Source organism: Paenibacillus sp. W2I17, assembly GCF_030815985.1.
Lineage (GTDB): Bacteria > Bacillota > Bacilli > Paenibacillales > Paenibacillaceae > Paenibacillus.
Genome location: NZ_JAUSXM010000001.1, coordinates 1,399,285 through 1,419,425, shown reverse-complemented (window position 1 = coordinate 1,419,425; position 20,141 = coordinate 1,399,285). Strand labels below are relative to the sequence as shown.

21 protein-coding genes and 1 pseudogene are annotated in these 20,141 nt (G+C 44.2%); 16 read left to right on the top strand and 6 right to left on the bottom strand.

The window, feature by feature from the left end:
- Positions 1–113: 113 nt before the first annotated feature.
- The gene (locus QF041_RS06200) at positions 114–899 is read right to left on the bottom strand and encodes a DUF817 domain-containing protein (RefSeq protein WP_307412926.1); all 786 of its coding nucleotides are present in this window, start codon (positions 897–899) and stop codon (positions 114–116) included.
- A gap of 266 nt (positions 900–1,165) precedes the next feature.
- Between QF041_RS06200 and QF041_RS06195 the strand changes: the two genes are divergently transcribed.
- The 7 genes from QF041_RS06195 (at position 1,166) to QF041_RS06165 (ending at position 6,608) form a co-directional block, all read left to right on the top strand.
- Complete coding sequence (locus QF041_RS06195; RefSeq protein ID WP_017688572.1) at positions 1,166–1,510, top strand: YojF family protein; 345 nt, start codon at positions 1,166–1,168, stop codon at positions 1,508–1,510.
- A gap of 23 nt (positions 1,511–1,533) precedes the next feature.
- The gene (bshB2, locus tag QF041_RS06190) at positions 1,534–2,214 is read left to right on the top strand and encodes a bacillithiol biosynthesis deacetylase BshB2 (RefSeq protein ID WP_307412925.1); all 681 of its coding nucleotides are present in this window, start codon (positions 1,534–1,536) and stop codon (positions 2,212–2,214) included.
- Positions 2,215–2,531: 317 nt separating this feature from the next.
- Positions 2,532–3,920 carry a right-handed parallel beta-helix repeat-containing protein gene (locus QF041_RS06185; RefSeq protein WP_307412924.1) on the top strand — a complete coding sequence of 463 codons (1,389 nt, stop codon included), beginning with the start codon at positions 2,532–2,534 and terminating at the stop codon, positions 3,918–3,920.
- On the top strand, positions 3,917–4,498 hold the full coding sequence (locus QF041_RS06180; RefSeq protein ID WP_307412922.1) for a nitrous oxide reductase accessory protein NosL: 582 nt from the start codon (positions 3,917–3,919) through the stop codon (positions 4,496–4,498). Before QF041_RS06185 ends, QF041_RS06180 begins: the two co-directional genes overlap by 4 nt.
- A gap of 28 nt (positions 4,499–4,526) precedes the next feature.
- Positions 4,527–5,348 carry an ABC transporter permease gene (locus tag QF041_RS06175; protein ID WP_307416909.1) on the top strand — a complete coding sequence of 274 codons (822 nt, stop codon included), beginning with the start codon at positions 4,527–4,529 and terminating at the stop codon, positions 5,346–5,348.
- On the top strand, positions 5,341–6,054 hold the full coding sequence (locus tag QF041_RS06170) for an ABC transporter ATP-binding protein (protein WP_307412920.1): 714 nt from the start codon (positions 5,341–5,343) through the stop codon (positions 6,052–6,054). Before QF041_RS06175 ends, QF041_RS06170 begins: the two co-directional genes overlap by 8 nt.
- A gap of 11 nt (positions 6,055–6,065) precedes the next feature.
- On the top strand, positions 6,066–6,608 hold the full coding sequence (locus QF041_RS06165) for a TlpA family protein disulfide reductase (RefSeq protein ID WP_307412919.1): 543 nt from the start codon (positions 6,066–6,068) through the stop codon (positions 6,606–6,608).
- Between the two features lie 176 nt (positions 6,609–6,784).
- Here the strand turns inward: QF041_RS06165 and metE are convergent, their stop codons facing one another.
- Complete coding sequence (gene metE / locus QF041_RS06160) at positions 6,785–9,079, bottom strand: 5-methyltetrahydropteroyltriglutamate--homocysteine S-methyltransferase (protein WP_307412917.1); 2,295 nt, start codon at positions 9,077–9,079, stop codon at positions 6,785–6,787.
- A gap of 228 nt (positions 9,080–9,307) precedes the next feature.
- Between metE and QF041_RS06155 the strand changes: the two genes are divergently transcribed.
- The gene (locus QF041_RS06155) at positions 9,308–9,931 is read left to right on the top strand and encodes a hypothetical protein (RefSeq protein WP_307412916.1); all 624 of its coding nucleotides are present in this window, start codon (positions 9,308–9,310) and stop codon (positions 9,929–9,931) included.
- A 231-nt stretch (positions 9,932–10,162) separates the two neighbouring features.
- Here QF041_RS06155 and QF041_RS06150 read toward each other — a convergent pair whose 3' ends face one another.
- Positions 10,163–10,816 carry an MBL fold metallo-hydrolase gene (locus QF041_RS06150; RefSeq protein WP_307412914.1) on the bottom strand — a complete coding sequence of 218 codons (654 nt, stop codon included), beginning with the start codon at positions 10,814–10,816 and terminating at the stop codon, positions 10,163–10,165.
- A gap of 218 nt (positions 10,817–11,034) precedes the next feature.
- Here QF041_RS06150 and QF041_RS06145 point away from each other — a divergent pair, with 218 nt between their 5' ends.
- Positions 11,035–11,505 carry a GNAT family N-acetyltransferase gene (locus QF041_RS06145; RefSeq protein ID WP_074095010.1) on the top strand — a complete coding sequence of 157 codons (471 nt, stop codon included), beginning with the start codon at positions 11,035–11,037 and terminating at the stop codon, positions 11,503–11,505.
- A gap of 143 nt (positions 11,506–11,648) precedes the next feature.
- Here the strand turns inward: QF041_RS06145 and QF041_RS06140 are convergent, their stop codons facing one another.
- On the bottom strand, positions 11,649–12,014 hold the full coding sequence (locus QF041_RS06140; protein WP_307416908.1) for a winged helix-turn-helix transcriptional regulator: 366 nt from the start codon (positions 12,012–12,014) through the stop codon (positions 11,649–11,651).
- A gap of 105 nt (positions 12,015–12,119) precedes the next feature.
- Between QF041_RS06140 and QF041_RS06135 the strand changes: the two genes are divergently transcribed.
- Both QF041_RS06135 and QF041_RS06130 read left to right on the top strand, forming a co-directional pair.
- Positions 12,120–12,959 carry an arginase family protein gene (locus tag QF041_RS06135; RefSeq protein WP_307412912.1) on the top strand — a complete coding sequence of 280 codons (840 nt, stop codon included), beginning with the start codon at positions 12,120–12,122 and terminating at the stop codon, positions 12,957–12,959.
- 138 nt (positions 12,960–13,097) lie between these two features.
- Positions 13,098–14,276, top strand: a complete 1,179-nt coding sequence (locus QF041_RS06130) for an MFS transporter (protein ID WP_307412911.1) — start codon at positions 13,098–13,100, stop codon at positions 14,274–14,276.
- An 87-nt stretch (positions 14,277–14,363) separates the two neighbouring features.
- On the opposite strand, the pseudogene QF041_RS06125 reads toward QF041_RS06130, so the two are convergent.
- Positions 14,364–15,177: pseudogene (locus QF041_RS06125) on the bottom strand (undecaprenyl-diphosphate phosphatase).
- A gap of 210 nt (positions 15,178–15,387) precedes the next feature.
- Between QF041_RS06125 and QF041_RS06120 the strand changes: the two are divergent.
- The 5 genes from QF041_RS06120 (at position 15,388) to QF041_RS06100 (ending at position 18,823) form a co-directional block, all read left to right on the top strand.
- On the top strand, positions 15,388–16,416 hold the full coding sequence (locus QF041_RS06120; protein WP_307412910.1) for an ABC transporter substrate-binding protein: 1,029 nt from the start codon (positions 15,388–15,390) through the stop codon (positions 16,414–16,416).
- Positions 16,417–16,600: 184 nt separating this feature from the next.
- On the top strand, positions 16,601–17,026 hold the full coding sequence (locus QF041_RS06115; protein ID WP_091016387.1) for a MarR family winged helix-turn-helix transcriptional regulator: 426 nt from the start codon (positions 16,601–16,603) through the stop codon (positions 17,024–17,026).
- Positions 17,027–17,142: 116 nt separating this feature from the next.
- A complete protein-coding gene (locus tag QF041_RS06110; RefSeq protein WP_307412908.1) occupies positions 17,143–17,283 on the top strand; it encodes a hypothetical protein in 141 nt (46 codons plus the stop codon).
- Between the two features lie 51 nt (positions 17,284–17,334).
- On the top strand, positions 17,335–17,679 hold the full coding sequence (locus QF041_RS06105; protein WP_307412907.1) for a rhodanese-like domain-containing protein: 345 nt from the start codon (positions 17,335–17,337) through the stop codon (positions 17,677–17,679).
- Positions 17,680–17,800: 121 nt separating this feature from the next.
- Entirely contained in the window at positions 17,801–18,823 is a 1,023-nt protein-coding gene (locus QF041_RS06100) for an NADH:flavin oxidoreductase/NADH oxidase (protein ID WP_307412906.1), read from the top strand.
- A 134-nt stretch (positions 18,824–18,957) separates the two neighbouring features.
- On the opposite strand, the gene QF041_RS06095 is transcribed toward QF041_RS06100, so the two are convergent.
- The gene (locus QF041_RS06095; protein WP_307412905.1) at positions 18,958–19,881 is read right to left on the bottom strand and encodes an AraC family transcriptional regulator; all 924 of its coding nucleotides are present in this window, start codon (positions 19,879–19,881) and stop codon (positions 18,958–18,960) included.
- Positions 19,882–20,141: the final 260 nt, after the last annotated feature.

The window sequence follows — 20,141 nt, the reverse complement described above, 5'->3', positions numbered from 1 at the left end:
CCTAGTACTGAACAGTTTGAAGAATACTTTGGTACTGCAAAAAAAGCAGCAGCATTCAAAGACTTATTTTCCAGTCTAGGAGTGCTGCTGTTTTTTGGCTAGGGATGTAATAATTAACTGGACTTTGAATCACCTGCGGTTCGATTGGCCTTCACATATTTGAGCTGAGCAACGATGATGACGCTGATGATGACCAGCAGGAACCACGAACTGATCTTGCTAAAGCTAACCAGTTGCCAGGCATCATGCTGATCAGGGTATTTCCAGGCATTGAAGAATGTAGCGATGTTCTCTGCAGTCCAAATGAAGAAACCAACAATGATAAAAGCAAGCGATAAGGGCATTCGATAGGTCGTTGCTCGTACCCGGTAAATAATCCAGGTTTTCCAGAAGACCATAAATACAAGCGCCGTCAGCCACCAGCGAAAATCGGGAATAAAATGATGAGTGAAAAAGTTAATATAGATGGCTGCACCGAGCAGCATCGAAGGTGCAAAACCAGGCCATCCGGTCATGTCCATGCGCAGTCTTCGCCACACCTGACACATAAAACTGGCTACACTTGCATACATGAATCCGCTATAAAGAGGGACACCCAGGATTTTGCTGTATGCTTGCTCAGGGTATGACCATGATCCCATCCATACTTTATAGATTTCCAATACGAGGCCAATAATGTGAAATACACAGATGACCTTGATTTCATCCTTGGTTTCCAAGCCGCTTCGATACATCAGGTACTGCACAGCAAGCAATACGAGCAGAATGGCATCATATCGATGAAGGAAAGGAATAGGAATTACGCTGGACAAGGCCAGTGTTCCAAAGATCGCTACGGGAAATATGCAGCTCATGGCCTGATGATAGCCAAAATGAAGTAGTTGTATTAGAGATTTCAAGTTGAGTTAAACTCCTTTCCAAACATGTTGGAGCAAGATTCATTTAAGATTTAAGGTTCTTCATCACGGGCGTTTTTGCCTACACTTCATAATATAGATATGGTCCATGAATAAAAAGAGAAAAAAACGCGCAAATCTGTTCTTGTTTTCAAACTGGAATCATCATGAGAACGCTCTATAAGAGGCGATAGGTTCACTCCATGTATATTCTCTTCTGGTTATGTTAAAATGAAATTCGTACAATTACATTAGACAAGGAGGCCGCTATGCAACCGATTAAACCTCAAGATATTCAGCTCCGGATCAATAATCTTGCTGATCAGGACTTATACGTACATCTAGAACTTACGTCAGGTGCTTACGCACAACACATGGACAGTACAAAACATCCAGCATCGGCATTCATTACTAATGCGGCCATACGATATACGCAGGGGTCCATTTCAGGTACAGGTCCATACCGTGTTGGTCTAAAAACGACGCAGGGATGGCTTTACGCCGAAGGACTTACACATATTGATGAGCAGGAACAAGAAAGACTGATTCTCGCCGGTCACGACAGCCAAGGTAAACTAGTTGTGGCGTTACAATTAAGCCGAGAGATGTTCTGATGAAAGCGGAGGATTGAATAACCATGAATACTACACACAACGAGCAAGAGCATGAGCGCATCTTGGTGGTATATCCACATCCAGATGATGAAGCTTTCTCTGTATCGGGAACGTTAGCCAAATACATAGATGGCGGTGCCCATGTAACCTATGCTTGTCTAACACTTGGCGAGATGGGGCGCAATATGGGGATTCCTCCATTTGCCAACCGAGTGACATTGCCTGCCATCCGTAAACAGGAACTCATCGAAGCTTCTGAAGCGATTGGTATTCAGGACCTCAGGATGCTGGGTTTCCACGATAAAATGCTGGAGTTCGAAGACCCACAGTTACTGGAAGATACCATCATGTCGCTACTTAAAGAGTTGAACCCCACGCTGGTCATTACGTTCTATCCAGGGTACAGTGTTCATCCTGATCATGATGCAACAGGAGCCGCTGTTATACGTACAATCGCTAAACTTCCTGTGGATGAACGTCCGATGGTTCACTGCGTTGCGTTCGCTAATAATCAGGAACAGTACATTGGCAAACCGGATGTATTTGTTGACGTATCCGAATTTTTGGATCGAAAAATGGCATCCATTCGTGCCCATCGTTCACAATTCCAGGCAGCAGAGCTTGTAGGAAATCGTGAGCTGAATAATGAAGAAATCAAGAAACGTTTTGGCAGAGAAACATTTTGGACCTATCCATTTGAATAATATATTACTTAGAAGTCGCCTATATGGCGGCTTTTTTTGATTTACATCACAATATCGACACAAAAATGTAGCGTCTATAGCCTAATTGAGCTATATGGAATAAATATTATTTTAAGTACACTGTGATCAGGATTGTGATAACGCTTCATTTATTACGTTGCTTCAATGGATGAGGAACATGGAGAGTTGATTTTGAGTGAAATGGAGGGATGGTGTGTACAACCAACGTATATTTTGGATTAACGTAAGACCCGTTGAATACATTGCCACAGCAATAAGCTACTGTAACAAGAAGCCGGAATTGCGCGGTTTGAATCATGAGTAATCCTTGGGCAGGCTTGGATGCATTCAACAGTTGTAAGAAGAGTCGGGTTACAGGTTTAATTTTTCTACTCGGAATGATGTTGCTTCTACTATCCCTTCCGCATGGTGCAGTCATGGCCTCTTCTGGACATCGTGATCTCATTCCCCTTCAGCCTATGATTGACCGTTCTGTACCTGGAGAAGTCATTGAACTTACATCAGGTCGTTATTCTGGACCCGTGACGATTGACAAAAACATCACCATTCAGGGTGATCCTACGGTCATAGTTGTTAATGCGGAAGCCACCTCTACGATAATGATTCGCTCGGATGGAGTGAAATTGAGCGGTTTTACAATTGAACATGATAGCAATGAACAGACTGCAGCGATTCAGGTTGAAGGGAAAAACAGTGAAATCACGGATCTGCATATTCAGACCCAGGGGTATGGGATGATCATCCGGAATTCGAGTCATGCAACGATTCAGCGGAACAACATTACTTGGATTGGGGCTGATTCTGCTTCCAGTGGCCAGAAGGGCAATGGCATTGATCTGTACAACTCCCATGATAGCTACATTGAAGCCAATGAGATCACCAGCATGAGGGATGGAATCTATCTGGAGAACAGTCGCAAGTCTATCGTTCAAAATAACAGGTTGTTACATACAAGGTATGGCATCCACTGTATGTACATTGACGGCTCTACTGTCATGGACAATACCGGAGAGGAGAACATGACAGGTGCCATGATCATGGGCGTCAAGAATACGGTCATATCGGGCAATTCTTTTCGCAAACAAAGTACCAATGTTCATTCCCAAGGGATTCTGTTGTATGACGTACATCAATCCTCTGTTCACAACAATGTAGTGGAAGGCAATCGTGTCGGCATGAATATTGCAGAGTCATCGGGCAATGAGATCCGTGGCAATGCGGTGCTTCGGAATTTTGTTGGCATCCAGCTGGTTCTGGCAGAAGCTAATGAGTTTACACGTAACCGATTGGTGTCTAATGTCATTGAGGCTTCCGCGCTGGATAGTCCGAATAATGTCCTGATGGAGAATTATTGGGACTCCTTTCAGGGGCTTGATCTGAATCAGGATGGAATCAGTGAAATTTCCTATGCCATCAATCCTTTTTATGAGCAACTGGTCAGTCGAAATTCTGCGTATCAGCTCTTTTTCCAATCACCGGGTATGGTCTTTCTGAGTGAATTGTTTACAGAAGGCAGAGAACAATGGACTACCGACAAATCGCCACGAATGAGCATGGATACGGAATCTGATCTGCACATGTCAGTGGAAAGTGCTACAGGTTCCAAGATGGTGTGGATGTTCGGGTTAGTTCTGTTGGGTATGGCAACTTTTATAATCATCTATATGGGGGTATTACGAAGATGAACAAAGGCTTGAACAGAAGATGGACATTGGTCATGGTACTTATGTTTGGCATGGTATTGTTAACCGCTTGCGGAACAAAATACGCGGCATTGCCGATCAATGAAGACGTGGACATCTGTGCGATCTGTAAAATGCAGGTGAAGGACGACGCATATGCAACACAGCTCACTACGAAAGACGGCCAAAATTACAAGTTCGATGATATCGGCTGCATGAACCAGTGGAAAACAGAAAATGGCACAGATAACATCGGTATGGACTATGTACGTGATTATAATGACAAGGAATGGATTGAATACAGCAAAGCCACGTATGTATACGACGCTTCATTACGTACGCCTATGGCCTATGGAATTCTTAACTTTAAGGACAAGCCCTCGGCTGAAGCTTTCATTGCAGAGCAAGGTGTGGGAACCATTATGACCGCTGAGGATCTTGCTTCTCATGACTGGAAGCAGAACACAGAGAATATGGACATGATGGGTGAACATGGGCATGGTGAGCACGGACATGATGATGAAGGAGACAGTAATGAGATGCACCAGGAAGGTGAGAAGAAAGAAGAGTCAGGCCACTAGGAATGACAATAGAAAATGGTGATCAATGATGTCAGATATGATACAGATTGCAAGACGAGAAGTGAAGATGGGATTTCGCAATCCTTGGGCGTATTCGTTTCTGATCCTTTTTTGTACCTTTAGCTTAAGCTTGTTACTCTTGAATTCACAGAATCTGGTTGAAGGATATTCGGGCACCACAGGTTCGATGTTGAATCTCATTCTTTACCTCTTACCATTAATGACGCTATTCCTCGGTTCCTTCTCACTAACATCCGAAAAGGAAGACGGTAGCTGGCAGCTGCTGTCCACGTATCCCATCGGCACGATGTCTTTTATTGTGGGCAAGTATCTTGGGCTGTCGATTGTTTTAATTACCATTGTTGCGTTTGGATACGGCCTGATGGGGGTCATTAGCGGAGTAATCGGGAATCCACTGGATGCCATGACATATCTTCTCTTTCTGGCATTCTCGTGTGGACTGGTGTTGTTATTCCTGACGTTGGCGCTATTTATCGGTTCGTTGTCGCGCAATCGGTGGCAGGCGTTAACGATCTCGGTGACCGTATGGTTTTTCGCTGTCATTGGGTGGCCGACCTTATTGCTCTCTGTGCTGGGACTGATGCCTTATCTGTGGGTGAAACCGCTGCTGGTTATGCTAACGCTCATCAATCCGGCCGAGCTGGTGCGTTTGTATGTCGTGATCAAACTTGGGGGCGGCTCCATTCTGGGACCAGAATATTATCGATGGGTGGAGTGGGTGCAACAACCAAGTGGCAGTTGGATCTTCATCGGGATATGCCTGTTCTGGATAACCTGCTCTGTCCTGGCTGTTTACGCGATCTGGGAGAGGGGGCGTTCTCATGGATAAGGTGGGACTCGAAGTGATGGGATTGTGCAAATCCATTAAAAAGCAACCAATTGTTGAGGATATCTCCTTTCGCATTACTTCAGGCCAAGTGCTTGCCCTCTGTGGAGGGAATGGTGCAGGAAAGAGCACAGTGCTGCGTATGATCGCAGGAATTCTTCGGCCTACCTCCGGTGAGGTTGCGGTGAACAATGTGCGATGGTTGAAGGAGCGCAAGCGTTATTCAGAGCAGATTGGATACATGCCGGACGATTATCAATTTAATCAAGGACTGAGTGCGGAGGAAATGCTTCTATTCTGGGCTTCTCTGAGGAAAGTTCCCAAGGAAAGAGTACAGGAAGTACTGACCATGGTAGGTTTGGAGGATCAAAAGAAAAACCGGGTTACGACCTTCTCCAAAGGCATGCGCCAACGTGTGTTATTCGCCCAGGCTGTACTGTCCAAACCTCCGCTTCTCATCATGGATGAGCCAACAAATGGATTGGACCCATTCTGGATGCAGGAATTAACTCAGCTGCTCAAGGGAATCAAACAGGATGGTCACATGGTCGTGTTCTCAACCCATCAGCTGGAGATCGCAGACGACATTGCGGATCAGGTGATATTCATGAACCATGGACGTAATGTTGGAGAGGGTTCTACTCACGACTTTTGTGATCAATTCGGTTCGCTCCATGCAGCATTTCATCAAAGTCTTGGTTTAAAGTGAAGGTGAGTTTATTGCAGAAAAAGAGTTTTAAAAGCAGACGTACACTTACAATTTTGATTGGTGTGGTCGCATTGCTCGCAGGTACATGGGCCATTTTCGAAAATGTATCGACACCCGAATCTCAGCGAGGCAACGCCATTGAAGCTGGTGCCGTAGCCCCTGAGTTCACAGCGGTTAATTCAGCAGGCGAACAAGTCAAGCTGTCGGATTATCGGGGCAAAGCCGTCATGATTAACTTTTGGGCATCATGGTGCACACCTTGTGTAAGGGAGATGCCACTCGTTCACCAGATTGCTCAGGACTATCAGAACGACGTGGAAACCCTGTTTGTTAACGTGGGGGAATCGAAGGGCACGATTCGTGAGTTTATGAATAAGCTCGCGTTTGATTTCCCGGTGATAATTGATGTGACAGGCAACATATCAGGTATGTATCGTATTACAGGTTTGCCCGCAACAATGGTCATTGATAGGGATGGGGAGTTCCGTCACATACTGCTCGGTGAACTGACCGAAGATACACCGTTGCAGCAATGGCTGGAAGAGAGTATCTAGTCGTAAGCGTTGGATGGTGGTGAGAAAAGGGGCAGGAACGCTAAAGGTCGCCATGTTACAAGTGAAATGAATGTACGTTAAAAGTAACTACAATAATAAAAGCATAAAAAGCCGGACACCCGTTTAACGAAGGGGTGTCCGGCTTTACTTTTGAAGTTATGCTGCTTCGCAGCCGATTACAATACAGCAGCTGAAGCGTGATTGGTACGAGCGATTCTGGTTGCGTCAACCATGTTACGCAGGGAAGCAACCGTTTCTTCCTGTCCACGGGTTTTCAATCCGCAGTCCGGGTTAATCCAGAACAGCTTCGGATCAAGAACACGCAGAGCGCGTTCAATCATGCTGCTCATTTCATCCACACTTGGAACCCGTGGACTATGGATATCATATACGCCAAGACCGATACCGAGCTCATACGTATTTTCTTCAAAACTATGAATCAGTTCACCGTGACTACGGGATGTCTCAATGGAGATAACATCCGCGTCCATAGCTTCAATGGAATCAATCATGTCATGGAATTCGCAATAGCACATATGCGTATGGATTTGAGTCGTTTCATGCACCGTGCACGTGGAGATACGGAACGCTTTAACTGCCCAAGCCAGGTAATCCGCTTGTTCATTTTCTTTCAACGGAAGCCCTTCACGAACAGCCGGCTCGTCAACCTGAATCATACCAATGCCTGCCTGTTCAAGTGCTTCGACTTCCTGTCTCAACGCATACGCCAATTGATAGGCAATCTGCTCACGAGCAATGTCTTCGCGTACGAATGACCAGTTCATGATGGTAATCGGGCCAGTCAGCATGCCTTTGACAGGACGCTCTGTCTGCGATTGAGCATATTTCGTTTCTTCCACTGTCATTTCACCCGTAAATGCAACATCACCGAAGATAATAGGTGGCTTCACGCAACGTGAACCATATGATTGTACCCATCCAAACTGTGTAAAGGCAAAACCGGCAAGTTTCTCGCCAAAGAATTCAACCATGTCGGTACGCTCAAACTCACCATGTACCAATACGTCAATTCCGATCTCTTCTTGAATCTTAATCCAGATATCAATCTGCTCCCGGATGAAGGCAGCATACTGTTCGTTGTTCAACTCACCCTTGCGCCACAACTGACGTGCTTTTCTGACTTCAGCAGATTGTGGGAAACTACCAATCGTTGTTGTCGGGAAGAGTGGCAATTGCCATTTGGCCTGTTGGGCTTCATGACGCTCTGCAAAAGGACGGGAGCGCTCTGGCTGTTGAACACTGATGGAAGCAACGGCTTTCTGTACAGCGGTACGGTTCCGATCTTCGGATTGTTGAAGCGCCTGAAGAGGAAGCTCTGCTTCGTTAATTTTAGCGGTAATCTCTGCACTTGGTGAAGATAAGGCTGTAGTCAAAAGAACAATCTCATCCAGCTTTTCATCTGCAAATGCGAGTGCATTCTTCAGTTCGGATGTAAGTTTTGCCTCACGGTCTGTCGTAACTGGCACATGCAGCAGGCTGCAAGATGATTGCACGATGATACGTTCAGGTGTCACGAACTCAGTCAGTTCATTCAGCAAGTTCAGTTTTGCTTGAAGGGAAGCTTTCCAGATCCCACGTCCATCAATAATACCTGCACCGAGCACTTTGTCTGCCGGGAAACCGGATGTCCGAATAGATTGTGTGTTACCAGAGAGTCCGTGTACAAAATCAAGTCCTACACCTTGAACTGGCAGTGCAACAATATCGTTGTAGTTTTCGACAGATTCAAAGTACGTTTGCAGCATGATATTCAGGCCTGGAACGGCTGCTGCAAATGTTTTATATATTTTATTCAGACGCTGTACGTCTTCATCGCTTAATTTGGTTACCAGAATAGGTTCGTCGACCTGCACCCACTGAACGCCTTCACTTGCAAGTTCCTGAAGCAATTGAGTATAGAGTGGAAGCAAGCGGTCCAACCAAGCGTCTGTCTCGGATTTATCATAGCCTTTGGAGAGCTTCAGGAAGGTTAACGGTCCAACGATAACCGGCTTGCCTTCAATGCCGAGTTTTTCTTTTGCTTCACGATAAGCGAGAAGTGGCTTGTTCTCCGTCAGAGTTGGGGAAGCCCCGTCCAGTTCAGGTACTATGTAGTGATAGTTGGTGTTAAACCATTTTGTCATTTCGCTTGCTGCAGCATCTTTCGTTCCCCGGGCAATGCCGTAATATACGGACAATGGAACGGAACCACCATCATAAGCAAAACGTTTAGGAATAATGCCAAACATCACGGCCGTATCCAGGATATGATCATAATAGCTAAAGTCATTCACCGGAATGATGTCGATGCCTTTTGCTTGTTGTTTGCGCAAATGATCTATGCGAATCTCCTGCAAACGTGCGTGAAATGCTGTTTCCTCCAGCTTGCCTGCCCAGAACGCTTCCAACGCTTTCTTCCATTCCCGATCAGCACCAATACGCGGATATCCCAATACACTACTTTTAGTCATCGTATAAAACCCCTCTGCTTTTATGTTACACAAAATTTATCACAGATTCGGAGTTATAATGTAATTCCATTAAATTATACCTAGTTATAGCCTGAGGCTATATCCAAAGGTGTGTTCAGCATGAAGTATAGAACTTGAAGAAGTCATTACGTTTGAAATAGACCCCACTAATGTTACAATGGTTAACTATGTTCATACGAATGATTGAAAGAAAGGAAGGCGGTACGCATGAATCTGTATCATATCCAGTCGACCGTGCATGGAATCAATAGAGTAACATCCTTTTTGGAAGACAATTATATTGGTATTGCTTGGTCAGGTACAGGGGATCTGGAGCAAACGCCCCCGGGGTTATGGAAGGAACAGTTGGTTCAACACTATCCCTTGGATGAAGCAGAATTGGCGAGCACACTCGCGACACTACATATGTTTGTTAACCTCATGCAGGATGGAGATTATGTATTAATTAGCGATGATGAATGGACGTATGTTGGGGATATCGGGGATTATTATTACGACGATTCCGCTGGCACAGAAAACGACTTGATCTGTCACCGTCGCGGAGTTACATGGTTGGGTCGTATTCCTCTCGCTGAGCTGAATGACAAAGTGCAGGCACTGCAAAAAGACTCATCCATCCTTGCGAAATTTGAGTATCCCATATCACAAGCACAGCTGGATCGAGGTCTTGCAGTCAGTATAACAGCCGAAGCAACCAACTCTCTCTCAACAGGAGTAGATGAAGCCACGATTCAAACAGCTCTTCATGTGCTGAGAGAAGCGTTACACAGTGAAGAAGAAGAGCTGCGAATTCGTGCGGCTACAGCAATTTTACAGTTTGCCAAACAATAAACCCTTAACTATATAAATTGAACTAAACATTTACACATAACGAAGAGGACAGAAAGAATCTGAAGAAGCGGAGCATTCGCCTACAAGCTTTCTGCAAGAAAGCTACATCGGAAGCATACGCTATGCTCGGATTTACCCTTTATAAAAAGAATCAAAAAAATCTGGGGATAACAGCAATCGGAAGGTTGTTCTGTCATCGGAGTGTCCAGTGTAAATATTCGTTAGTTCATTTTATAGCCCTGAGATCTGTTCATTTACATTCCTATGAGTTAGTCCTCCGTGATAACAAACCACAGATGTAATGTCGAGTTCCATATACTTCTTTAAGGAGCAACGAGCCGTTTCGATATCCAGTGTAGTAGGTTCATGAATGCCTCCAAGCATGCCGTCTACACTATACATTGAATCTCCGGCGATGAGCGTCTTGCTGCCCATCAAATATAGACTGATATGACCTGGCGTATGACCAGGTGTATGAATAACGCGAATTCCACCGCAAAACGGCAGTTCCTGACCATCAGTAACCGTTTCATCCACTTTTCCCTTTGGAGGATGCTCAAGGTGACCGTCTTTGAGAAGAGGGAGCTGTCCCTCAATGTACGGTTTATCCAGCTCATGCGCATATATCTTGACTTGTGAGCCACACTCTTTCAAAATCTCGGGAAGACAGCCTATATGGTCCACATCCTGATGTGTCAAAATCACTGCTTTAAGTTGGCTGATCGGCACACCAATCTTTTCGAGTGCGATACGCAAATCGTCATATTGTCCAGGGAATCCGGTATCAATTAACACAACTATTTCTTCATCCCATAACAGAACAGGGTGAATCAAATTCCCCTCAAAATCAAGCTGAAGCATCGCTATTCCCTTTGAAATTTCCATAATATCAGACCTCCGAGAGTTGAAATTCATATACATTGTTGCTTGTTATATTTCTTATGTAAACGAATAAAGACTGCAAAAAGATACGTTCGGGTACTTATAGGGTGTACTTATAGAAATATTCAATGAATGGGAGAATTGACGCTAGCTGTTGGGAATGATAATTTAGATATATCATCAAAACCAATAAGTCCAATAAGATAAAGGGGGTATGTGGGATGACACATATCGTGCATGCAGCAGCTGAAGATATTCGGAGCGAGGATTCGCTGTTATTGATCAAGGAACTGAGTGAAGAACTCGGTTTGTTATATGGCGGTGATGGAACGGCGGGATTTCAACTATCAGACGTTGAGGTGCCACGTGCGGCTTTTATCGTTGCTAGGATCGACGGGTATCCGGTCGGTTGCGGAGCACTTAGACCCCTTGATGATACATCTGTAGAAGTTAAACGCATGTATACACGCAGTGGTTACCGCCGTAAAGGGATTGCCCAGGCTATATTGGCCGAGGCAGAGCGTCTTGCGAACGAACTTGGTTATACCAATCTGAAACTGCAAACAGGTCCCTTGCAACCAGAAGCTGCAGCGCTGTATGAGCGTGTAGGGTATTATCGAATTCCTGTTTTCAGTGGCAATTGGGACAGAGTGTTGGCCTACCAGAAAGATCTGGTACACGAAAAAGTATAATTCTACGAATCACAGCTTTTATTTGCTGAACGGACAGAGGAACACAAGATAAAAGTAAAAAAAGTCGCCGATTGGCGACTTTTTGCATTTTAACATACTTCATTTACTCCAATTATCTCATCTGAAAATATAGACAAAAGCGTTCAATCCGTTGCGCTATTATTGATCGGAGGTTCTTGATGTTGGACACCCCATTCGCATAGTCCTTCCAAAACGGGCAATAACGTTTCAGCTTTGGCTGTCAGACGGTACTCGACTTTAGGAGGGACTTGGGGATATTCTTTCCGCTCCACCATACCATCTGCTTCCAATTCTTTAAGCTGTGAACTCAATGTTTTATACGTGATGGCGCCAATCTGTCTTTTTAGTTCATTGAAACGAACAGGCTGGTTATCAGCCAGAAGATACATAATCACCATTTTCCATTTGCCACCAATGACAGACAACGTATATCCAAAAGGGGTATCTTGAATGTTTTTAACTTTACCGTGGTATTCAGCCATACTCATCATTTACACTATCCTTCCGGGTAGTACCTATCATAAAAGACCGTACTATTTATTTGTTTGGGCTCAGTTTATACTAACCTTACTTTGAAGTAAAGGAGATTTACGATGACTCAAAAAACAATACGTCTGCTTATGCCACAATGGCAAGGTGGATTTGGAGCGGAGCTGCTTGCATGGCTTGCACCTGACAATAATCAACCTCTCATTCATGTTCCTGTTGAGGCTTATGATGGAACATCTCTGGTAAGCGAGAACGGGATAAAAGGCAGGGCACAGCTACTTCAGCAATTGCAGGCTGCCCAGTATATTATTCAAGCTCACCAGCCTGATCGCATTGTCATGTTTGGCGGTGACTGTTTGGTTGAACAAGCCCCATTTGCTTATTTAAATGAACGTTATGGCGGAGAACTTGGTTTGATATGGATTGATGCACATGGTGATTTGGTTAGATACGAGGGCTATGACAACGGTCATACTTTACCGCTTGGGAACCTTCTTGGGGAAGGAGATCCGGAGTTTGCCAAACATGTGTGTGTCCCCTTGAAGCCTGAACATGTCTTCATGGCCGGATTGACGACCCCCACGGAAAAAGAAACCGAAGTGATTCAAAGATTGGGTATCCGAACGGCTGGAACTGAAGAATTAACCCATGGCATGGATTTGATTAAGAAGTGGATTAAAGAGACTGGGTTCAAACACCTGGCAATTCATCTTGATCTGGATGTGCTTGATCCCCACATGTTCCGTTCATTGTTATTCGCCAAACCAGGGGAACCTTATGTGTTTTCACCAGCGGGAACCATGCAAATACCTCACTTGCTTCATCTGATCAAAGAACTGTCTGAAGAAACAGATGTAGTTGGATTAGGAATAACTGAGCATATGCCGTGGGATGCCATTAACTTGAAGAATTTGCTTGGAGAAATTCCTATTTTGAACCAGTGATATAGGATAACAGGAATATATCAGAATACTGATATAACGAGTCAAAATATAGGAAGATTACAGATAAAAATATCAATATTATTATATGGGTGGTTCAAAGCGAATCAGAAATTAAACAAACTGAGGAGAGACACCCAGATGGTCACGTTATTGTTAATCATTATTTATCTCGCATTTATAGGGCTGGGATTACCTGATGCTTTACTTGGCAGTGCCTGGTCCGTTATGAAAAACGATATACATGCGACAACAGAAATGGCTGGCTACATATCGCTAATCATTTCATTTAGTACAGTAGTGTCCAGTCTGTCCGCCAGTCGATTGTTACACCGGTTCGGAACGGGTAAAGTCACGTTATTCAGTATCCTCTCAACAACGATCGCGCTGTTGGGATTCTCATTCTCTGAGAATTTTGTGTTTTTACTGATTCTGGCGATCCCTCTCGGCTTAGGTGCAGGTTCGGTGGATGCGGCACTAAGTAATTATGTAGCATTGCATTTCAAGGCCAAGCATATGAACTGGTTGCATTGTTTCTGGGGAATTGGCGCAGTGACAGGCCCACTCGTTATGGCATATTGGCTGAATCAAGCAAACAACTGGCGTGCAGGATACGTTACTGTGGGGTTGATTTTGCTTGGGATCGTGGTGGTCTTATTATCAACGTTGTCTCTATGGAAGATTTTTGAGAAGGGAAGAGTAGAGGGTTCAGGCGATGAGAAGAAACGCGTAAGCAACCGTGAGGCCATACGTATCCCCGGCGTGAAAATGTCGATGCTTGCGATGCTCTGTTACAATGGTTCCGAAACTGCTGCCGGTCTGTGGATGGCTTCTTTCTTCATTGTTAGCAAAGGAGTTTCTCCAGGTACTGCCGCAGCACTATCCTCTCTATTTTTCATTGGCATTATCTTGGGACGTGTAATCTCAGGTTTTCTTTCGACTCATGTATCCAGCAAAAATCTCATCAGATATGGTGGGATCGTTGGATGCTTCGGATTGGTTATCCTGGTTATGCCGATTCCTTACTGGGTTGCCGCAGGGGCTTTATTTATCGTGGGATTGGGCGGAGCACCGATCTATCCGAGTATTGTTCATGCGACACCGGAACGCTTCGGTGAGAAGGCATCCCCAAGTGTAATTGGACTTGAAATGGCCAGTGCCTATACAGGTTCAACAATCATCCCGTTAGGTATGGGACTTATAGCCAGCCAATGGGGAATGTCAATGGTACCCCTGATCCTGCTGATTCTGTTCAGTGTCATGTACGCGGCAACAGAGCTGGTTAACAGAAGCAACAAGGCTACGCGTCTGACCGTCTAGCTCTTGCTATAGGTCATTAAGGTTCTGTCACTATACAACAAAGGAACAACCATCGCTGGTTGTTCCTTTTGGTGTGTCGACTATTTTTTATAAGAAGATCAGTAACAATGTACCTGCGGCAAAACAATAATACGAAAAGTATTTCAGGTTGCCTTTGGCCATAATGCCCATAAACCATCTCATGGAGAAATACGTGACGAAGAGTGTCGTGATGAATGCGATCAGATAAGGGATCGCCAGTTGTGATCGATTCGGATCATTGGCGATGTCGGATACCCCCATGATGAGTCCACCAATGCTTATGGGAATGTACAGCATAAAGGAGAACTTCAAAGCTGTTTCCTGTTTCATGCCGACAGCGATGGACGCAATTACAGTTGCGCCTGAGCGGCTAATGCCCGGAATAAGAGCGACCGCCTGAGCCAAACCTACCAACAATGCATCTTTCGTAGACAGATCACCGTCTTGCTTGCGACCACGAAGATTACGAATAAGCCACAAGGCAACCCCGGTGATTAATAGCGCGATGGAAACGGTATATACGGACGAGAAAATTTCTTCAATTCGGTCCTTGAACAGGACCGCAACGACAGCAGCAGGGATCGTACCAATAATTATGTATAAGCAAAACATGAAGTCAGCTCTATATTCTTCTTTTACGAGTACGCAGGTAACCTAATGCACCAATAATCAACTTTTTGATATCTTCCCGGAAAATAAAAATAATAGCGATAAGTGATGCTGTGTTAGTTAAAATCTCAAATGACAATCCATTCTGCTTGATGCCCATTAGTTTCTGGGCGATGATCAGATGACCGCTTGAGGAGACGGGAATCGGCTCCGTTGCACCTTGAACAATACCTAAAAACAAATACTTTAACCACAATATAATCTCTTCCATGTTGTCCTCCTTGAATACGTTTCATTGCTTTCCAATGATCTCTCTATTTTATAAATGTGACTTGTCTACTCTATTGATGATAGCTGTTTAAGTTGGTGACTTGCAAGTTAGAGTTCATAGAGAGAGGGAAATAAACATAGCTTGTCAAATCCTGTAGAGCATGATATCGTTGATAACGATTATCAATATCAACGAAAAGGTGGGTTTATTTTGCGTAAACAGATAAAATCAATATGGATCATGATGGCACTTATCTTGCTGATTGTACTTAGTGCATGTGGTCAGTCTGCCACGACCAATAGTACAACCGGGGACAGCACGAATGCAGCTGCGGAGACAGAAACCAAGACGAACTCGGATTCAGCTTCTTCCAATGAATCAACGGCAACTGCCGAAGAGGAACTTGTTACATATCAATCGGATGCAGGCGAAGTACAGGTACCCAAGAATCCTAAGCGCATTATTGATTTGACATCATTTTCGACAGGGTACTTTGTTGCTCTGGATGCACCGGTAGTCGGCGCTTTGTCAGGAGCGATGAACAACAAATATATCAAGGATCAACTTGCAGCAGCGGGTACCAGTGATCTGGGTCAAGAGCCTACACCAGAGAAACTAATTAGTTTAAAACCTGACCTAATTATCGTATACACTGGAACAGAGGGCATCGACAAGCTGGAGCAGATTGCGCCTGTTGTACAGATTGCATATGGTAAGCGCAATTTCAAGGATCTAATGCTTGAAATGGGTAAGCTCACTAATAGAGAAGACGCTGCTAAAGCTTGGAATGCTAAATGGGAAGCGAAGATCAATGAACTGAAGCCCAAGGTTCAGGAAGCTGTAGGCGATCGCACCATTTCCATACTGAATCCATACGCCAAAGGATTATTCGTATTTGGTCATAACTATGGTCGAGGCGGTGAAATTATTTACGGGGAGTTTGATCTCAAGGCACCAGCCAAGGCCCAAGCTGAAGCGATTGACAGCGGAACTGGATGGGCTTCAATCTCCATGGAACTATTACCAGAGTATGCAGGTGATATCATCTTCACCAGCCCGTGGTCGGGAGATAAAACCGATCCCAAGATCGTATATGACAATACATTATGGAAGAACTTGCCTGCGGTGAAGGCAAATCATGTGTTCCAGCTTGATCCGACTTCAGACTCGTACAACGATCCGTTAACGTTGGAAGGTCAGCTGCAATTTATTTCCGATAGCCTGCTTACCGCAAAGTAAGATTACTGGATAAATGGTAATACTGGAGCATTTCCAAACGTCGTTACAAGACGGGGAAATGCTCTTCTTATGAGATTAGAATGTTATATACGTCGATCTTGGATGGATTTTGACCAATGTAATTAAGCTTGATACAATAGGATAAGAGCTGATGAACATTAAATATCAAGTGGGGTGATCTAGATTGCAGCAAAAGAGTGAACGTTTGAATGTTTGGTTGGCTTTCTCTAACATTCATACCCATCTGAACGAGAAGCTGGAACAAGCTCTGCTTCAACAATATGACTTATCTTTGAAGGAATTTTATGTGTTAAACTTCATATATAATGCGGAGGGTAAGGAATTACGCCTACAGCAACTTCAAGATCTGGTGGGGTTGAGCCAAAGTGCTACTTCCAGGCTCGTCGTTAGGATGGAAGCCAAAGACTGTGGGGCTCTGGAAAGACATGCATGTGAAGATGACCGGCGTGGCATTTATACTCGTATTACGGAGCTTGGAGAGAATAAATACAAGAAAGCACTCCAAACGTTTAATCAGGTCTTGCAAACTGAATTGGAACAGGATGGATTTGAGACTCGATTAGAGAACCTCACTAAAGAATTGTTCTAAGACTAGGGTGAATATAGGGTAATGTAGTCATTTACCCTATAAGAAGACTTGACACTCATTAATATATCCATTAAATTAAATGCATGCGCATGAATTTAATGTGGATGCGGTGATTCATGTATAAAGGAGGTATTGAACATGAAGGTATTCGTCGTCATGTGATTTTGGCCAGTTTGAGTGAGAAGAATACCTACAAGCGTTCATTTGATCTAATCACTGGCGAGAATGTAATATCTGAGGCATTGAATAGACTTTGATCCAAAACAAAATTTTCGACGATATCTGATGAGTTAAGAGAGGGCTATACAATGATTATGTTGATGCTTTTGACCTTCATATTAGGTATCTTCATCGTTGTACGTCAATTTTGGCCACTGCGCAATCTTGAATATATAGATTACCAAGTATTTCTCAGACAAGAGCGTGATTTTCGGCAGTATAAAGTGATCGATATTCGAGATGCGACGGATTATATGGCTAATCCTACTCCGGATACGATTAACATCTCATTGGGGCGCCTAGCTTTCACATGGGAAAAATACCTTCTTCGAGAAGATAACGTAATTATAATGTCACCTGGTATGCTTCAATCCAAAAAGGCTGTTCGTATTTTGCGAAAGCATGGATTTGAATGTGTTTATGTAATGAAGTAAATGAACTAAAAGATACATGCGAGTTCTTAATCATACGGAATTATTAAGCGTAGGTATTGATTCGATGCTTGCGCATGCATTTTTATTACACGTGATTCATGAAAAGGGGAGTTTTATTTTGATGACAGATTTGTTTAGTTCATATTCTTTTAAAAGCCTAGAGCTTAAAAACCGTGTCGTAATGGCTCCAATGTGCCAATATTCAGTTGAGCAAAAAGATGGTATTGCAACCGATTGGCATTATATGCACTACGTTAGTCGTGCCGTGGGAGGAACAGGCCTCATTATCATTGAAATGACAGATGTGGAGCCGGATGGCCGGATCTCAGATTATGATCTTGGGTTATGGTCAGATGAACAGATCCCAGCTCTGAAGCGGATCGTAGATGCGTGTCACAGTTATGGTGCCAAGGTTGGCATTCAGATTGCTCATGCAGGCCGCAAAGCAGAAGATGCTGAGGTTCCAGTTGCTCCGTCCGCGATCGCCTTTGATGAGAATTCCAAGCAACCTCGAGCGCTTACAACGGACGAAGTAAAAGGAATGGTTGAAAAATTCCGGAGTGCTGTAGCTCGTGCTGTGAAAGCTGGTTTTGATGCGATTGAGCTTCATGGCGCACATGGATATCTGATTCATCAGTTCCATTCTCCACTAACAAACAAGCGAGAAGACAAATATGGTCAAGATTTAACGTTATTCGGCCGGGAGATCATTCAGGCTGCAAAGGCAGAGATGCCCGAGGATATGCCCTTGATGATGCGTATTTCAGCCAAAGAATACGTTGAAGGTGGCTATGGCATTAACGAAAGTTCAGAGTTTGCCAAGGCTTATCAAGAGGCAGGCGTTGACGTCTTTGATATCTCATCTGGTGGAGAGGGACCTATTGGTGCATCGGGCAGACCAGGAACTCACGCAGCTTATCAAGTACCTCTCTCTAAAGCAATCAAAGAAGCTCTTGATGTGCCTGTGATTGCTGTTGGAAGGCTGGACGACCCGAAATTGGCGAATGCAGTCATCGGAAATGAAGAAGCTGATCTCGTTGCAGTCGGAAGAGGGCTGTTAAGAAATCCTTACTGGGCCTTGGAAGCTGCGTCTGCTTTGCGCAAGACAACGGACGTTCCAAAACAATATACAACTGGTTTTTAATGTATTAATGATTTAACGATTGAATGATCTTCATTAATCCTTGCTTAGGGAAGGACTCCGACTGACAAAACAGAAGGAGTCCTTTTTGGGATTAAACTAGACAAGGTAGAGGAACGATATTAGCCAGTAACCAGTCAAGAGATGGTAGTCGTCTCATCGGTTTTACCTCGCAGGCGTTTAATGTCTTCTCTGGGTGGGAATCCGAACATGCGAGAGTATTCACGACTGAATTGGGAAGGGCTCTCATAACCTACCTGAAATGCTACATCTGCTGCATCGGTGGACTTGGATAATAACAAGCGGCGAGCTTCTTGCAGCCTCAGTTGTTTTTGAAACTGAATCGGGCTCATGGCAGTCACTTCTTTAAAGTGTCTGTGCAGTGAGGCAGTGCTCATATTTGCTAAATCCGCCAATTCCTCAACCCGAAAATTCTGATCAGAATGATTCATAATATATTCAATAACGTCTCTGATTCGGTAGGTATGGCTGCCCTCCATGGTAGCTTGTTCCAGAGCAATCCCATGTGGACCTTTCAGAACTTTATAGAGAATTTCCTTTTTGAACAAAGGAGCGAGTAGTGGGATATCTTCCGAATGATCTTCTAACAAACGGGCTAACCTGACGACCGCATCCAGCAGAGACGGCTCAGCTTGGCTGACAAACATCGCACGTCTCGTCGTTTTTCGCGGTCTTGCTGGGAAATCGGAATGGTTCAATACCTCCAGAATCTCACTGGGTGTGAATTCAAGTTTCAGGGCCAGATAGGGAGCCTCAGACGAGGCTTGAATCACTTGTCCACTAACCGGCAAGTCAACGGTTGCCACGATATAACTTCCTGGACCATACCGGAAACGATCCTGTCCCAGCAGGACCTCTTTCTCACCCTGAACGATAATGCAGAAGGATGGTTCATTTACTCTAAATATAGGTTCAGTGACAACGGATTCGCGGATTAAAAATAATGAGGGGATAGCCGTAGGATGCACCCCGTCCTTGTCAGAAAAACGGTCAATGAGTGTGGCTAATTCGTTTTGTTGTTCGTGTATTTGATCAGACATGCAAAGTTCTCCTTTTTTCCTCACAACATAATAATCACATTCTATCGTATATTGACCGAAGGCGGTAGAAAACGGATAGGAATAGGCAAACATTTGATGTGAATGGATAAGACATTCTGATTGCTGGTTACATAATCACAAGTACACAGGTCATGATATACAACAAGTACAGAAGATATACACTTACGGTTCAGCTAATACATGATAAAATGAGAATGAAAAGGGTATTTGCGTCTTTTATTTACTGATCGTTCCCGATG

Excerpts from the sequence above, each read along its gene's own strand:
- metE (WP_307412917.1), bottom strand. The coding sequence starts at position 9,079 with ATGACTAAAAGTAGTGTATTGGGATATCCGCGTATTGGTGCTGATCGG.
- QF041_RS06180 (WP_307412922.1), top strand. The coding sequence starts at position 3,917 with ATGAACAAAGGCTTGAACAGAAGATGGACATTGGTCATGGTACTTATG.
- QF041_RS06175 (WP_307416909.1), top strand. The coding sequence starts at position 4,527 with ATGTCAGATATGATACAGATTGCAAGACGAGAAGTGAAGATGGGATTT.
- QF041_RS06170 (WP_307412920.1), top strand. The coding sequence starts at position 5,341 with ATGGATAAGGTGGGACTCGAAGTGATGGGATTGTGCAAATCCATTAAA.
- bshB2 (WP_307412925.1), top strand. The coding sequence starts at position 1,534 with ATGAATACTACACACAACGAGCAAGAGCATGAGCGCATCTTGGTGGTA.
- QF041_RS06185 (WP_307412924.1), top strand. The coding sequence starts at position 2,532 with ATGAGTAATCCTTGGGCAGGCTTGGATGCATTCAACAGTTGTAAGAAG.
- QF041_RS06105 (WP_307412907.1), top strand. The coding sequence starts at position 17,335 with ATGATTATGTTGATGCTTTTGACCTTCATATTAGGTATCTTCATCGTT.
- QF041_RS06150 (WP_307412914.1), bottom strand. The coding sequence starts at position 10,816 with ATGGAAATTTCAAAGGGAATAGCGATGCTTCAGCTTGATTTTGAGGGG.
- QF041_RS06130 (WP_307412911.1), top strand. The coding sequence starts at position 13,098 with ATGGTCACGTTATTGTTAATCATTATTTATCTCGCATTTATAGGGCTG.
- QF041_RS06145 (WP_074095010.1), top strand. The coding sequence starts at position 11,035 with ATGACACATATCGTGCATGCAGCAGCTGAAGATATTCGGAGCGAGGAT.
- QF041_RS06095 (WP_307412905.1), bottom strand. The coding sequence starts at position 19,881 with ATGTCTGATCAAATACACGAACAACAAAACGAATTAGCCACACTCATT.
- QF041_RS06110 (WP_307412908.1), top strand. The coding sequence starts at position 17,143 with ATGTATAAAGGAGGTATTGAACATGAAGGTATTCGTCGTCATGTGATT.
- QF041_RS06140 (WP_307416908.1), bottom strand. The coding sequence starts at position 12,014 with ATGAGTATGGCTGAATACCACGGTAAAGTTAAAAACATTCAAGATACC.
- QF041_RS06195 (WP_017688572.1), top strand. The coding sequence starts at position 1,166 with ATGCAACCGATTAAACCTCAAGATATTCAGCTCCGGATCAATAATCTT.
- QF041_RS06135 (WP_307412912.1), top strand. The coding sequence starts at position 12,120 with ATGACTCAAAAAACAATACGTCTGCTTATGCCACAATGGCAAGGTGGA.
- QF041_RS06100 (WP_307412906.1), top strand. The coding sequence starts at position 17,801 with ATGACAGATTTGTTTAGTTCATATTCTTTTAAAAGCCTAGAGCTTAAA.
- QF041_RS06155 (WP_307412916.1), top strand. The coding sequence starts at position 9,308 with ATGAATCTGTATCATATCCAGTCGACCGTGCATGGAATCAATAGAGTA.